We start from the raw sequence: 13,687 nt of genomic DNA on the forward strand, positions 1-13,687 counted from the left end.
GAGCTTCCGCACATGCTGCTCGGACTGGCCAACGGTGACCTCGCATGGCTTGTGCTCGCCCTGTTGGTGGGTGGCGTGGTGACGGGCTTCCTGGCCGGGCTGCTCGGTATCGGCGGCGGCGGCATTCTGGTTCCGGTGCTCTACGAGACGTTCACGTTCCTGCAGGTGCCGGACGACATCCGCATGCAAATGGTGCTCGGGACGTCGTTCGCCGTCATTGTGCCGACGGCCATCTCGTCATTCCGGGGGCATCTGGCCAAGGGGGCCGTGGACACCGCGGTGTTGAAACGCCTGGGGCCGTTTGTCGTTGCCGGCGTGCTTGCCGGTGTCGTGCTGGTCTCAAGCGTCAGCGGTGCCGCGCTCAAGTGGGTGTGGGTCGTTTGCGGCAGCCTGCTGGCCATCAAGATGGCGCTGGGGCGCGAGGATTGGCGGATTGCCGACGACGTGCCGGACAATGCGCTCGTGCGGCTTACGGCATTTGTGATCGGTGTCATCTCGACGCTCATGAGCATCGGCGGGGGCATGTTCCTCGTGACGTTGTTCACGCTTTGCGGATGGTCGATCCTCAAAGCCGTCGCGACGTCGAGCGGCTTTGGACCGCTCATCGCGGTGCCGGGCCTGCTCGGGTACATTTACGCCGGGTGGGGTAATTCGGAATTGCCGCCTTTTTCGCTCGGCTACATCAGCGTGCTTGGCGCGGCGATCATCATTCCCATGAGCGTGCTCGCAGCGCCGCTCGGTGTGCGCCTCGCGCATGGACTGCCCCGCCGCAAGCTGGAGTTGGCATTCGCGGCCTTTCTCGCGATCGTGGCAACGCGGCTTTTGATTTCGCTGCTGTAGGCGGCCTCAGGTGAGGTGGTCGTAAGCCTGGTCGAAGGCGGCGGCCGAGCCGGATGACGTTCCTGGATAGCCTTGCGCGCGCCAGAAGGCGAAACCGCCGATGAAACCTCCCGCCGTCATGGCGAGCCCCATCATCATCGATTTTCCGGTGTCCGGTCCGCTGCTCATGGCTGTGGCGATGCCGAGACCCATTCCCAGCGTGAGGCCGATGCCGAGATCGGCCCAGCCGCGTGGAATGGAGAGGAGGCGCGCTATGTCTGACAGCACCACGGTCGGAATGTAGAGGATGAGGGCGAGCGTGGGCAGCACCGGGATCGCGAGGAAGATCAGCATCGGTCCCGCTTGGAAGAGTTTGTTATCGACGCCGGTCAGCGCAAAGAGCGCGGCGATGAAGGCGGCGGTACCTGCGAGGCAGGCCTTGAAGTAGGCTTTGCCGCGCGAGGCTTGAACGGCCACTTGCTCGCCGGCCGACTGCGCGGCTTCTTGGATCGCGTCCTGCGCACGCTGCTCGGGACGGGGTGAGATCGTCGGCTTCCGCTGCGTGGCTGGCCCTTTGGCCGGTGTTGTTTTGACCCCGCGGCGGCCGAAGGTTGCCGCCGCTTGTTGTCCCGCAGGCTTGTTCAATGTCATGATCGCCCGTTCCTCTGGAGCGGGCGATCATGAGCAAAATCTGCATCCGCAGGATTAATGCGGTCCGAGGAGCGGCGAGATCCTGGCGGAAGGATTTCCGATTGCTTTATTTAGTCCGTCAAATTTTCTGATTGTATTCGCCGACCTCGGGGAACTTGGCGAGGCGGGCTTCGATGTCGCGGAACATGGCGATCTTGTTCTCCTCCGACACCGGGCTTTCGACGACGATCACGAGCTCGGGCTTGTTGGAGGAGGCGCGCACGAGGCCCCAGGTGCCGTCTTCCAGCGTCACGCGCACGCCGTTGACGGTGACGAGATCGCGGATCTTCTGGCCGGCGACCGTGCCGCCGTTCTTGGCGATGCCTTCGTAGTCCGCAACCACCTTCTCGACGATGCCGTACTTCTTCTCGTCGTCGCAGTGGGGCGACATGGTGGGCGACTGATAGGTCTTCGGAAGTGCGCGGCGGAGATCGGCGATGGTCTTGCCTTCGGCGCGATCGAGCATGTCGCAGACGGCGAGCGCCGCGACGATGCCGTCGTCGTAACCGCGGCCGAGCGGCGGCTGGAAGAAGAAGTGTCCGCTCTTTTCGAAGCCGGCGAGCGCCTTCTGCTCGAAGGTGTAGCGCTTCATGTAGGAATGGCCGGTCTTCCAGTAGAGCGCCTTGGCACCCAGAGACTGAAGCACGGGGTCGGTCATGAAGAGGCCGGTCGACTTCACGTCGGCGACGAAGACCGCGTTCTTGTGGAGGGCTGCGATATCGCGGGCAAGCATGACGCCCACCGTGTCGGCGAAGATCTCGTGGCCTTCGTTGTCGACGACACCGCAGCGGTCGCCGTCACCGTCGAAGCCGAGGCCGACGTCCGCCTTATGCTTCACCACCGCCTCCGCGATGGCATGAAGCATCTTCATGTCCTCGGGGTTCGGATTGTAACGCGGGAAGCTGTGATCGAGCGTGGCGTCGAGAGGGACAACCTCGCAGCCGACCGCTTCGAGAATTTGAGGTGCGAATGCGCTCGCCGTGCCGTTGCCGCATGCGGCCACCACCTTCAGGCGGCGCTTCAGCTTGGGACGGTTCGTCATCGCTTTGGTGTAACGCTCGGCGAGATCGGGCACGAAGATGTATTTGCCGCCGCCTTGCGGCTTGAATGCGCCCGCGAGCACGATTTCCTTCAGGCGGCTCATCTCGTCCGGGCCGAAGGTGAGGGGGCGCGAGAGGCCCATCTTGATACCGGTCCAGCCGTTGTCGTTGTGAGACGCGGTGACCATGGCGACGCCTTCGACGTCGAGCTCGAACTGGGCGAAGTAGGCCATGGGCGAGAGCGCGAGACCGATGTCGTGTACTTCGAAGCCGCCAGCGAGGAGACCGGTCATCAGCGCTTGCTTCACCGAGGCGGAGTACCAGCGGTAGTCATGCCCGACGACGATGCGCTTCTTGACGCCGCGCTCATCGAACAACGCCGCCATGCCAAGGCCGACGGCGTTGAGCCCCATCAGGTTGATCTCTTGCGGGAACAGCCACCGCGCGTCGTACTCGCGGAAGCCGGTGGGCTTCACGAGCGGGAAGCGTTCGAAATCGGCGGTATTGGGGACGAGATCGGCGCGGGGTTTCGGAAACATCGAAAGGCCTTTTCGGGGTTGCCTGCTGGTGGAGGGCGGGAGCATGACGGGGTGTCATGCCGGGTTGCGTCATGCGTCCGGATTGCGGCGAAAACCGGTCCGGAGCCAAGTGCACCGTGTACGGCGCCGTTTATGCACCACGTGCTGCGTTTGCCCCAGCCAGCGGCGCATTAAAACGTTTGGTGAGCTTAATGGTTCACAGGGAAACGCGGTTGCGTCACTCCACCAGCACAAGGCGGCCTTGGCTGATGCCAACGCGTTCGAGGCGGGATAGAAAACTCATGCCGAGCAGGGTCTTCTCCAAGCGACCCCGCTCGCAGACGGCCGCGCGCACGTTGCGCACGGTGATGTGGCCGATGCTGATGCGGTCGAGCATGACGGGTGCGACCGCGGCGACGCCGTTGGCGGTGCTAACCTGGTTGGTGAAGTCGGATGGCTTCAGGCGAAGACCGGCGCGCTCGGCATCTTCATATGTCAATGCAACCATGGATGCCCCGGTGTCGACCATGACGTCGATCGGGCGGCCGTTGATCTCGGCGCGGGCGTAGTAATGGCCGTCGGCGAAGGCTTTCAGCTCTTCGGTGCCGCTCTTTGTGGAGGCTGACTGGATGGCGGGTTCGCCGCTTGCCTCGGCTGCCACGGGAGAGGTGTCCGCAATGCCGAGGACGTTGCCCAGGCCGGTGCGCAAGGTGTCATAGTGCATGACACCGGCAACGAGGATGGCCGCCGCTGCGCCCCAGCTTGCCAGCTCACCCAGTAACGTTCGCGTGCCCGACGAGAGGGCCATGAGACATACGCTCCGGATCAAATTCCGGCGAGATCAGCCCCGCAGGGTCAGGAAATCGCCCGAAAATTCATAGGAGCGCAAACGCTTTAAGAAACTCATACCAAGAAGGTTCTCACTCAACGCACCGGGTTGAGCGACCAGTGCCTCGACGTCCCGGACCTCGAGGGGGCCGACCGACACGGACTTCAAGCGGACGGGTGCGGCGAATGTCGTGCCGTTGGCGGTGGAAACGGGGGTCGTATACGACAACTGCTTGATGTCGATCCCGATGCGCTCGGCATCGGCCGGCTTGAGGACGACAGTCGAGGCGCCGGTGTCCACGAGAAGAGCGATGCTGACACCATTGGCCGCCCCGCGGGCCACGAAGTGGCCGTTGTCATGACGACGGAGGCGGACAGCCTGTTCGCCCGATGGAGCCGTGTCGACCAGAAGCGTGTGACCCGGTGGCAGGACTTCGCCGGCCACGCGGTAGGCTATCGTTTTGAGTTCCGCCCGGTAGGTGTAGGCAACAACGAGAGCGAGACCGATCGCGAGCCAAGTCGCCAGGTGGCGGACTGCGTCCCGCTTGCGGCCCTGATAGTCGCCGCTGACCGTCGCAAGGTAGAGGGCTAGGAGCGCGAGAGCGCCAATGATGTAGATGGCGTTGTCGCCCGCCACAGCGGCCAGTTGATCGGTGTCGCCGTCCAGGCTCCAGAACAGGACGACCAATCCGGCGAGAATGGCGACGAGAATGGCGAGCATTGCACCTATCGTTGTGCGCTGGGTGTGCGGAGCTTGAGCTCCTGCATGATCGTGCGGCGCTCGGCATCGGTATAGGACGACCAGCGGGCGATCTCGTGGCGTGAGCGCCGGCACCCCTCGCAGAGGCCATCTCGCGGATCAATCACACAAATTTTGATGCAGGGCGATTCCATGGGAGCAATTTAAGGGGTCCGGCGGGTGGGCTCAATGGCGCCAGTCCGCGGCAAACGCGCCGGAACGGCCCATTATGCCACACGCGGCGGGCGAGATGTCGGATTGGTCGGCTTGGGCGCGATCCGAAGCCGTGGTTGGCGGTTCGAAGGAGGTGGGGGCACCTGGCGGTGGCGCTCGGCGCCGAGCGGCTGGAGAGGGGCGACGCTTGCCATCACGCGCTTCGGCGGCAGCATGACGCGAACCTCGGTGCCCTTTCGCAGTTCGGAGGTGAGATCGAAAGTTCCGTCATGAAGCTCGATGAGACTCTTCACGATGGGAAGGCCCAGACCTGTTCCGCCCTCGGCCGTTTCGTGGGCCAGTGAGCCCTGTCCGAAGGCCTGGAGAACTTTTGGGATCTCGTCGGCGGGGATGCCGGGTCCGGTGTCGCGGACGGACATGAACTGTCCGCCATCCGAAGTCGGCGCGACCGTTATGCAGATGGAGCCGCCTTTGGGTGTGAACTTGATCGCGTTCGACAGCAGGTTGAGGCAGATCTGGCGCATGGCGCGCACGTCGATCCAGACTTGCGCCAGGTCCGGCGCGACCTCGAGATGGACCTGGAGGCCTTTGCTGCTCGCGCGGAGCGCAAGCAGACGCTGGCTGTCCTCTGCGATATCGCCCAGGTGAGCCCGCTCCTCGACGAGCTCATACCGCCCGGCTTCGATGCGCGAGAGATCGAGGATCTCATTGATAAGCTGCAGAAGGTGGCGGCCGCTTTCGTAGATGTCCTTCGAGTATTCGCGATAGACCGGTGCCGCGTGCTCGCCGAACATCTCGTCCTTCATGACTTCCGAGAAGCCCATGATGGCGTTGAGGGGAGTTCGCAGTTCGTGACTCATGGTGGCGAGGAAGCGTGATTTCGCTTTGCTGCCTGCCTCGGCACGCTTTCTCGCTTCGTCGCTGACGAATTTCTCCTCGTCGAGCTCGGCGATCAGAATGTCTTTCTGGGCGCGGAACGCCAGCATCTGCAGAGTGGTCTGCTGCAATCCCTTGGCGAGGAAAAGGAAGTAGATGTGGACGCCTACGGCCATGGTTGCGAGCGCATAGTAGAAGGGCTCGTGGAGCATGATGAGGCGCGCGGAAACCGCAATCGTCATCGGGACGGTGCCTACGTAGAGCAGGCTCGTCATCGTCGATGTGAAGGTCGTGCGTACTGCGAGCAGCACGATGAGCGAAGCAAAGATGAAGACGTGGGACGAGAAGACGGTTGTCTGTATAGCCGGCGTGCTGTCGATGCCGACAAGCGCAAATCCGGCCCAAACGACGCCGGAGAACAACTCAGCCAGCATGAACTTGCGACGCCAGGGACGCAGGTCAGAGTCGGGACGCGCCTGCGCAACAAAACGGCGGCAAAGCTCGAGCAGGACGACTTTCGACGTGATGACGAGGAGCAGCCATACACACCCTTCCGTCCACGGCGCCCAGAACATCGATGCGAGGGAAAAGATGGCGGCAAGCGCCCAGATCGTGACGGCGGCCGACAGCTCATTGCGGGCGAACATCGCCATGAGCTCATATTCGAACTCAGGCTTGATCTCGCTGCCGCGCGTGAGACGGTCGCGTGCAGCCCTTACGTCCTCGCCGTGGCGCTTGCGAGCCGCGTGACGCTGCCTCAAGTCGACGAGAATCTGTGTTCTTGTCTCTTTATCCATAACTCCGCCGTGCAGGGCTCACGACGGCCCGGCACCCCATTCCCTCCCTGATCGATCCAGGAGCTTGTCGCGGGCCTAGAGGGGGTGATACGTCGTGGGGTCTGCCCACCGTTAATCTCTCCAGAATTCGCTAACGATGGGTTTATCTGCGGCCCGGCGGCTCCCGGCAGCCCTACGTCTGTTCCCGAGGGAACAGGCCGGGGACGGACAGCACGGCAGAATTGAACTTTGTGGCAAATGCGCGTGCGGGAGCGGGCATGAAGCTAACTATCATTGGTTCCAGCGACGCTTTCGGCTCCGGCGGCAAGCTGCAGACCTGCTTTCACGTGGCCTCCAGCAAGGGCGCGTTTCTGATCGACTGCGGTGCGACCTCTCTTACGGGTCTATTTCGGCAAAATATTGATCCGAATAGTATTTCTACGATTTTCATCACCCATCTACATGGCGATCATTTCGGCGGGCTCATCTGGTGGCTGATTCATGCCGTCCACGTCAGCGGACGGACCACGCCTCTGACGGTTGTTGGCCCTTTGGGGCTTGAGGAGCGTTTCAAAGTGGCGGCGGAGGCCCTTTTTCCCGGGTCCACCAAGGGGGAGAGACGGTTCGACCTCATTTTCCGGGCCTACACCGATTTCGAGCCGCTCGAGGAGGGCGGGATCAAAGTGATCCCCTTCGTGGTCAGCCATCCCTCCGGAGCTACGCCCTATGCCCTGCGCTTCGAGGTCGACGGCAAGGTATTGACGTTCTCGGGCGATACGGAGTGGGTGGATACGCTGATCCCAGCGGCAGACGGGGCGGATCTCTTCATCTGCGAGTGCTTTGCGTTCGAGCGCGAGGCACGCTTCCATCTCAACTGGCGAACGATTGAAGCTCATTTGCCCCGCCTCGGCGCGAAGCGTGTGCTGCTGACTCATCTAGGCCCCGAGGCTCTCGCCAATACGCAGTCGATGCGCCATCCCGCGGTGCGTATTGCGGAAGACGGCGCCACACACGACATTTAGCCCGGCAAATAGGGAGAGTTTATCGCGTGACGCGTGCGCTCGGCCGGCTCGTTCGTGAAATCCGGCGCTGTCGGCTTTGCGTCGAAGCGCCTCTTGGAAAGCCGTTGCCTCATGAGCCGCGACCAGTGCTGCGGGTCAGTACGACGGCGCGGCTTGCGATCGTCGGACAGGCGCCGGGAACGCGGGTTCATGCTTCGGGCATCCCATACTCCGATCCATCGGGTCGTCGTCTGCGGGATTGGATGGGTGTCTCTGAAGACGAGTTCTACGATGAAGCCCGCATTGCCATCATCCCGATGGGGTTCTGCTTCCCGGGACTGGATGCAGCCGGCGGAGACCTGCCGCCGCGGCGAGAGTGTGCGCCTCATTGGAGGCCGCGTCTGTTCGCGCTCCTGCCGCAGGTCGAGCTTGTCTTGCTGGTCGGTCTCTATGCGCAGCGCTGGCATCTCGGATCCGATGCCAGACGTTCGATGCACGAGACTGTGCGAGACTTTCGCAGCCTGATGGAGCGCCCCGGCTTGCCGCGCGTCATCCCGTTGCCCCATCCCTCCTGGCGCAACAATTCCTGGCTCAACAAGAATCCGTGGTTCGAAGCCGTGCTGCTTCCTGAGTTGCGACGGAAGGTCGGAGGCCTGATCCGTGATCAGAGTAAAAATAAACCGTTCACACCTGTCGACCATAGCAGTAGAACAAACTGATGTTGCAAGATTCAAATATTCAGGAATTCTATTCCAGCTGAACGGTCCCCATGCTCGACGAAATGGACGTCAAAATTCTCGCGATCCTGCAGGAGGATTGCACCCGGCCGGTGGCGGAGGTCGGCAAAGAGGTCGGTCTTTCGACCACCCCCTGCTGGCGGCGGATTCAGAAGCTCGAAGAGCTTGGGGTCATCAAGCGGCGCGTCGCGGTGCTTGACCCGGTGAAAGTCAACGCCGGAGTTACGGTCTTCATCTCGATCAAGACCGATAAGCACAGCTTGGCTTGGCTCGAGCGGTTTCATGCGGCTGTCGCCGATTTTCCGGAGGTGGTCGAGTTCTACCGGATGTCCGGCGACGTCGATTACCTGCTTCGTGTGGCCGTGCCGGACATTGCCGCCTACGACGTCTTCTACAAGAAGCTCATCTCGAATGTGGAGATCGCCAAGGTCTCGTCCGCATTCGCGATGGAAGAAATCAAGCACACGACCGCGCTGCCGCTGACGTTCGCGCGCCCGCCGTCAGAAAAGCGGTAGACGCGCGACAGCCCGTGCTTGTCATATGACGAGATTGATCCCAGCGAGCGCGAAGCAAAGGAACGCGGCGAGCCCGATGGTCACCAGTGTCAGCGACATGCCGGCGACGCGCAGGTTCAGAATGTGGGGCGTTTGCGAAAGCGCGTATGCGTGCATATAGCGGCCGATCACCAGTGCGAGGCCGAGACTGTGCAACACGATTGATGGCGCCTTCAGGCTCTCGGCAAAGCCGATGAGCAGCAATGCCATCGGCACATACTCAGCGAAGTTGGCGTGTACGCGAGATCGCCGCAGCAACTCCACGCTTTCGCCGACGCCAATCTCGACGCGAGCTTCGCGGCGTTGCGTGATGACGCGGGCTGAAAGCAAAATGAAGAGAAAGGCCAACAGAGAGGCGTAGAAGGCTGTGATCGGCATGGCGTCACCATCCAGACAGCTGGAACCGGAACGAGCTCAACGCGTCGATTCTATCACGGTACGAGAGCTTTCCCGGACCATCCAGCACGGGTTGGTGGCAATCCCACGACAAATCTTCGGTACACGGGTCTCAGGTTTTCGCGGCTGGTGACGGGAGCCGGGTAATGAGGCTCGACGTGTCCCAGCGGCTGCCCCCGTTGGCCTGCACGTCGCCGTAGTAGCGGTCGACCAACTCGGCAACAGAGAGAGACGATCCATTTCGCTTTGCTTCGGCAAGGCAAATCCCGAGATCCTTGCGCATCCAGTCGACGGCGAAGCCGAAGTCGAAACGGCGCTCGTGCATCGTCTTCCAGCGGTTCTCCATCTGCCAGGACTGCGCGGCTCCTTTGGAAATTGTGTCGATGACGGCTGCCACATCGAGGCCAGCGTTTTCGGCGAAGGCGATGGCTTCGGAGAGGCTTTGAACCAAACCCGCAATGGCGATCTGGTTCACCATTTTCGTGAGCTGACCCGCTCCCGCCGGACCTAAGAGGCGGGCCGCTTTGGCAAAGCAGCGGATCAACGGCTCGGCGCTGCGGAAGGCCTCTTCGTCGCCGCCGCACATGACGGTGAGCTGGCCAGCTTCGGCGCCGGCCTGACCGCCCGACACGGGCGCATCGATAAAGGAAATACCACGCTTCGTGCCTTCTGCGTGCAACTCGCGTGCGACGTCGGCAGAGGCGGTGGTGTGATCGATGAAGACAGCGCCCGGCTTCATCGCGGCGAACGCACCCTCGGCGCCGAGCGTGACTTGGCGGAGATCGTCATCGTTGCCGACGCAGGAGAAGACGAAGTCGGCGTTTTTCGCGGCGGAGGCGGGCGTGGCGTGGCGCTCCCCCGCGCCATACGACGAAACCCAGGCTTCGGCCTTGGCGGGATTGCGATTGTAAACCGCAAGCGTCTGGCTGCCTCTGGTCAGGAGATGTCCGGCCATGGGATAGCCCATGACGCCCAAGCCGATCCATGCCACTTTGGCCATGTTTTTCGATCCTTTACTTCGCTCCGGGCAGGGTTGTAACGAATTCCGCCCGGGGCTCAAACATGGAATGCTTGGGTTCGACTTCTCAAGGCTGACCTGAATGGCTGACAGTATGGACCCACAAGCAACCGTCACTCTCGCGGACATCGAGCGCGCCGCCGAGATTCTGAAGGGTGCGGTGGTGAATACGCCTTGCGACCGCAGCTACACGCTGAGCCGCGATCTCGGCGTGGATCTCTGGCTCAAGTTCGAGAATTTGCAGTTCACGGCCTCCTACAAGGAACGGGGCGCGCTGGTCCGGCTTTCGGCGTTGTCCGAAGATGAGCGCTCGCGGGGCGTCATCGCCATGTCGGCGGGGAACCATGCACAAGGCGTTTCGTATCACGCCGGCCGTCTCGGCATTCCGGCGACCATCGTCATGCCGGAAGGTACCCCGGCCGTTAAGGCGGAGAACACGAAGCGCTGGGGCGCGCACGTCATTCTCGAAGGTAAGACGCTGGAGGACGCGGCAATCTTTGCACGCGCGTACGGCGCCGAGCATGGGCTCACGTTCGTGCACCCCTACAACGATCCGCTGATTATCTCGGGGCAAGGAACGGTTGCGCTCGAGATGCTCAATGCCGCTCCGGATCTCGAGGTTCTGATCGTTCCGGTCGGCGGCGGCGGTTTGATTGCGGGCATGGCCACAGCGGCCAAAGCGATCAAGCCGGATATCGAGGTGATCGGTGTCGAGGCTGCGCTTTATCCGTCGATGTACAACAAGATCAAGGGTACGCATCTGCCGACGCGGGGCGATACGCTTGCCGAAGGCATTGCCGTCGCGGAGCCGGGGCCAATTCCGGCCGCACTCGTCAGCAAATACGTCGACGACATCGTGCTCGTCAGCGAGACGGATCTCGAACGGGCGACGTTTGCGTTGCTCATGATTGAGAAGACGGTCGTTGAAGGCGCGGGCTCGGCGGGACTCGCTGCCGTAATGGCTGACCGACAGCGGTGGAAGGGACGGAAGGTTGGCATCGTGCTGACGGGCGGCAACATCGATCCGCGACTGCTCGCCAGCGTGCTTACGCGCGAGATTGCACGGGAAGGGCGTCTCTCGCGTCTTACCATCGATATTCCCGATAGGCCGGGAGAACTGTCGCGCGTTTCGGGCGTGCTCGGGCAGGCCGGCGCGAACATCGTCGAGGTCTATCACCAGCGCGTGTTCACGGATCTTCCGGCGCGCGGCACGGAACTCAATCTCGTTATCGAGACGCGGGATCGTTCGCATCTCGAAGCCGTTCTGGCACGGCTGGAAGCGTCCGGCTATCGCGTGGTGGTCAAGACCGGACAGGTGGGGAGCTAGTTGTCATTCCAGCCGAAGCGGCGACAGCGCACGTCCGGGATGACAACGGGTGCGAGACGTTAGCAGGCGCGATCAGCGGCCTTCGCGCCACCAGGCCATGGCCATCAGCGCGAGGAGCGCGGCGAGGGCGAGGAAGCCGGTGAACATCGGTGTCAGCTTGACGCCCTTGGTCACGAAAGCTTCGCGGTCGCGCAGGCCGATCCAGCCAGAGCCCGCCAGCACGCGGGCGCCCGACATCAGTGACACGCGGGGAAGCGAAACATCCGTGCCGTCCGTCGTGGCGTCGGTGCGGGTCCAATAGATCCCGCCGCCCGTGCCTTCGATCAACGGTTTCAGTTTCTGGTCAGTCGCGACGACCTCGCTCATCTCTCGCGGGTCGACCACGCCGGCGTGGGCAACGGCCGTCAGCATGCCGGACGGCGCCTGCGTCTCGGCCTTGTAGAGGCCTGGCAGTTTCACATCGATGGTCGTCTTCCAGACGCCGGGACGCTCCTTTTCGAGCTGCACGTCCGTGCGCTCGCCGCCGGGCGCCGAAATGGTGACCGGCGAAACGGTGTCCTCGAGCGTGCGGCGCTCGACGGTGAGCTTCAAGCCGCGGGCGGACGCGATCAGGCGCTCCTCTTCGAGATCGGGTTCTTTCATGAGCCAGTGCGAGAGGCGGCGCAGCAGATCGGTATGCGGTCCGCCGCCTTCGTAGCCGCGCGCCCAGAGCCACGCGTGATCCGACGTGAGCAGTGCCACGCGGCCTTTGCCTTTGCGATCGAGCACGAGCAGCGGCTGGTTCTCGGCCCCTTCCATCACGACTCGGCCGCGATCCGGCCGCACCTCGGCCTGGCGGAACCAGTGGCCCCAGGTGGCGGGGCGGTCGGGGCCGATGGCGTTCGCGCCGGCAAGGCCCTGCGTGACCGGATGGCGGAAGCCCTCTTCGGTGATCTTGGCACGGAACGGCTCTTCCAGTACGCGGCCGGTCGGTGCGGCGGGCAGGATCGGAGACAGCGGCGTCCGATAGAGGCTCGTCATTCCAGCGTAGTCGTCGCCGGCTGCGACGAGCACCGCACCGCCGTGGCCTTCCACGTAGCGAGCGATGTTGTCGTAGTAGGCGAGCTGCAGGATGCCGCGATGCTCGTAGCGATCGAAGATGATGAGATCGAAATCCTTGATCTTGTCCGAGAACAGCTCCTTGGTCGGGAAGGCGATCAGCGAGAGCTGGTTGATCGGCGTGCCATCCTGCTTCTCGGGCGGGCGCAGAATGGTGAAGTGGACGAGGTCGACCGCAGCGTCCGACTTCAGGAGGTTGCGCCACGTCCGTTCGCCCGCGTGCGGCTCGCCCGACACCAGCAGCACGCGCAGGTTCTCGCGCACGCCTTCGGCGACGATCACGGCGCGGTTGTTGGCAGGTGTGAGTTCGCCCGGTGCCGTTTCGAGCTCGACCTCGAGAATGTTCGTGCCCGCGTGCGGGAACGGCATTTCGATTGAGACCGGCTCGTCGAGCGCGGCGGCGCGGACCTCGTCGGGGCGGCCTTCGCGGCGGATTTTCAAGTTTACCGGCGCATTGCCGCTCGGGCTCTTGCCGGATTGGCGGACGGCGATCTTGATGTCGCGGGACTGGCCGACGAGGCCGTAGCGTGGCGCTTCGAGCGTTTCGATGCGGCGGTCGAACTCGTGCGGCGTGCCGGTCAACAGCGCGTGAACGGGTGCATCGAAGCCGAGTGCGGAGGCCTGCTTCGGCACGTCGTGCACCTGCCCATCCGTGATCAGGACGACGCCTGCGAGGCGATCAGGCGGTGTGCTCGTGAGCGCCTGGTTCAGGGCGGCGAAGAGCTGCGTGCCCTGTCCCGTCGAGGCTTCGTCCTTGGCGGCGCTCACCCATTTGACTTCGAGGTTCTTGATGCCGCCGAGGCGTTTTTCGAGGTCCGCGCGGATTGCTGCTTTCTGCTCCGGCCGTTTGTCGAGCGCCTGGCTCGTGCTCTCGTCCACGATGACGAGGGCGATGTTGGCGAGGCTTTCGCGCTCTTCCTCGCGTAGCGTCGGGTTGGTGAGCGCAGCGATCAGGGCGGCGAGGGCCAGGCCACGCCAGATGGCGCCGCGGCTACGGCGGAACAGGAGCACGGCGATGAGCACAGCCGCGATGATGCCGGCCGCCCACAGAAGGGGGACCGGAACCAACGGCGCAAACTCGATCGACCAACTCATT

Annotated in this window: 14 protein-coding genes; 5 read left to right on the forward strand and 9 right to left on the reverse strand. The window is 63.1% G+C overall.

Translation table 11 applies throughout. From position 1 onward, the window contains the following. Positions 1–12 precede the first annotated feature (12 nt). The gene (locus tag VHO05_RS16605) at positions 13–840 is read left to right on the forward strand and encodes a sulfite exporter TauE/SafE family protein (RefSeq protein WP_329647728.1); all 828 of its coding nucleotides are present in this window, start codon (positions 13–15) and stop codon (positions 838–840) included. A 6-nt stretch (positions 841–846) separates the two neighbouring features. On the opposite strand, the gene VHO05_RS16610 is transcribed toward VHO05_RS16605, so the two are convergent. The 6 genes from VHO05_RS16610 to VHO05_RS16635 form a co-directional block, all read right to left on the reverse strand. Continuing rightward, positions 847–1,470: a hypothetical protein gene (locus tag VHO05_RS16610; protein WP_329647729.1), complete on the reverse strand. Its 624-nt coding sequence runs from the start codon at positions 1,468–1,470 to the stop codon at positions 847–849. Positions 1,471–1,588: 118 nt separating this feature from the next. Further along, positions 1,589–3,088, reverse strand: a complete 1,500-nt coding sequence (locus VHO05_RS16615; protein ID WP_329647730.1) for a phosphomannomutase/phosphoglucomutase — start codon at positions 3,086–3,088, stop codon at positions 1,589–1,591. 217 nt (positions 3,089–3,305) lie between these two features. Then, entirely contained in the window at positions 3,306–3,875 is a 570-nt protein-coding gene (locus VHO05_RS16620) for a retropepsin-like aspartic protease family protein (protein ID WP_329647731.1), read from the reverse strand. Between the two features lie 33 nt (positions 3,876–3,908). Then, positions 3,909–4,616: a retropepsin-like aspartic protease family protein gene (locus VHO05_RS16625; protein ID WP_329647732.1), complete on the reverse strand. Its 708-nt coding sequence runs from the start codon at positions 4,614–4,616 to the stop codon at positions 3,909–3,911. Between the two features lie 5 nt (positions 4,617–4,621). Beyond that, positions 4,622–4,789: a DUF1289 domain-containing protein gene (locus VHO05_RS16630; protein ID WP_329647733.1), complete on the reverse strand. Its 168-nt coding sequence runs from the start codon at positions 4,787–4,789 to the stop codon at positions 4,622–4,624. Between the two features lie 72 nt (positions 4,790–4,861). Beyond that, positions 4,862–6,481, reverse strand: coding sequence for a HAMP domain-containing sensor histidine kinase (locus VHO05_RS16635; RefSeq protein WP_329647734.1), 1,620 nt, complete (start codon positions 6,479–6,481; stop codon positions 4,862–4,864). Between the two features lie 257 nt (positions 6,482–6,738). On the opposite strand from VHO05_RS16635, the gene VHO05_RS16640 reads away from it, so the two are divergent. The 3 genes from VHO05_RS16640 to VHO05_RS16650 are packed head-to-tail and all read left to right on the forward strand — an operon-like array spanning position 6,739 to position 8,713. Next, a complete protein-coding gene (locus VHO05_RS16640; RefSeq protein WP_329647735.1) occupies positions 6,739–7,482 on the forward strand; it encodes an MBL fold metallo-hydrolase in 744 nt (247 codons plus the stop codon). A gap of 26 nt (positions 7,483–7,508) precedes the next feature. After that, positions 7,509–8,180 (forward strand): uracil-DNA glycosylase family protein, encoded by a 672-nt coding sequence (locus tag VHO05_RS16645; RefSeq protein WP_329647736.1) that lies wholly within the window; start codon positions 7,509–7,511, stop codon positions 8,178–8,180. Positions 8,181–8,230: 50 nt separating this feature from the next. Beyond that, complete coding sequence (locus VHO05_RS16650) at positions 8,231–8,713, forward strand: Lrp/AsnC family transcriptional regulator (RefSeq protein ID WP_329647737.1); 483 nt, start codon at positions 8,231–8,233, stop codon at positions 8,711–8,713. Positions 8,714–8,734: 21 nt separating this feature from the next. On the opposite strand, the gene VHO05_RS16655 is transcribed toward VHO05_RS16650, so the two are convergent. Both VHO05_RS16655 and VHO05_RS16660 read right to left on the reverse strand, forming a co-directional pair. Beyond that, positions 8,735–9,130, reverse strand: a complete 396-nt coding sequence (locus VHO05_RS16655) for an MAPEG family protein (protein WP_329647738.1) — start codon at positions 9,128–9,130, stop codon at positions 8,735–8,737. Between the two features lie 130 nt (positions 9,131–9,260). Next, the gene (locus tag VHO05_RS16660) at positions 9,261–10,148 is read right to left on the reverse strand and encodes an NAD(P)-dependent oxidoreductase (RefSeq protein ID WP_329647739.1); all 888 of its coding nucleotides are present in this window, start codon (positions 10,146–10,148) and stop codon (positions 9,261–9,263) included. Between the two features lie 100 nt (positions 10,149–10,248). Between VHO05_RS16660 and VHO05_RS16665 the strand changes: the two genes are divergently transcribed. Continuing rightward, complete coding sequence (locus VHO05_RS16665) at positions 10,249–11,493, forward strand: threonine ammonia-lyase (RefSeq protein ID WP_329647740.1); 1,245 nt, start codon at positions 10,249–10,251, stop codon at positions 11,491–11,493. 72 nt (positions 11,494–11,565) lie between these two features. Here VHO05_RS16665 and VHO05_RS16670 read toward each other — a convergent pair whose 3' ends face one another. Beyond that, positions 11,566–13,686, reverse strand: a complete 2,121-nt coding sequence (locus tag VHO05_RS16670) for a hypothetical protein (RefSeq protein ID WP_329647741.1) — start codon at positions 13,684–13,686, stop codon at positions 11,566–11,568. Position 13,687: the final 1 nt, after the last annotated feature.

It is taken from the genome of Hyphomicrobium sp., from assembly GCF_036262015.1.
In the GTDB taxonomy this organism is placed as follows: Bacteria; Pseudomonadota; Alphaproteobacteria; order Rhizobiales; family Hyphomicrobiaceae; genus Hyphomicrobium_C.

Coding starts and splice junctions, on each gene's coding strand:
- VHO05_RS16605 (WP_329647728.1), top strand. CDS start 13: ATGCTGCTCGGACTGGCCAACGGTGACCTCGCATGGCTTGTGCTCGCC.
- VHO05_RS16610 (WP_329647729.1), bottom strand. CDS start 1,470: ATGACATTGAACAAGCCTGCGGGACAACAAGCGGCGGCAACCTTCGGC.
- VHO05_RS16615 (WP_329647730.1), bottom strand. CDS start 3,088: ATGTTTCCGAAACCCCGCGCCGATCTCGTCCCCAATACCGCCGATTTC.
- VHO05_RS16620 (WP_329647731.1), bottom strand. CDS start 3,875: ATGGCCCTCTCGTCGGGCACGCGAACGTTACTGGGTGAGCTGGCAAGC.
- VHO05_RS16625 (WP_329647732.1), bottom strand. CDS start 4,616: ATGCTCGCCATTCTCGTCGCCATTCTCGCCGGATTGGTCGTCCTGTTC.
- VHO05_RS16630 (WP_329647733.1), bottom strand. CDS start 4,789: ATGGAATCGCCCTGCATCAAAATTTGTGTGATTGATCCGCGAGATGGC.
- VHO05_RS16635 (WP_329647734.1), bottom strand. CDS start 6,481: ATGGATAAAGAGACAAGAACACAGATTCTCGTCGACTTGAGGCAGCGT.
- VHO05_RS16640 (WP_329647735.1), top strand. CDS start 6,739: ATGAAGCTAACTATCATTGGTTCCAGCGACGCTTTCGGCTCCGGCGGC.
- VHO05_RS16650 (WP_329647737.1), top strand. CDS start 8,231: ATGCTCGACGAAATGGACGTCAAAATTCTCGCGATCCTGCAGGAGGAT.
- VHO05_RS16655 (WP_329647738.1), bottom strand. CDS start 9,130: ATGCCGATCACAGCCTTCTACGCCTCTCTGTTGGCCTTTCTCTTCATT.
- VHO05_RS16660 (WP_329647739.1), bottom strand. CDS start 10,148: ATGGCCAAAGTGGCATGGATCGGCTTGGGCGTCATGGGCTATCCCATG.
- VHO05_RS16665 (WP_329647740.1), top strand. CDS start 10,249: ATGGCTGACAGTATGGACCCACAAGCAACCGTCACTCTCGCGGACATC.
- VHO05_RS16670 (WP_329647741.1), bottom strand. CDS start 13,686: ATGAGTTGGTCGATCGAGTTTGCGCCGTTGGTTCCGGTCCCCCTTCTG.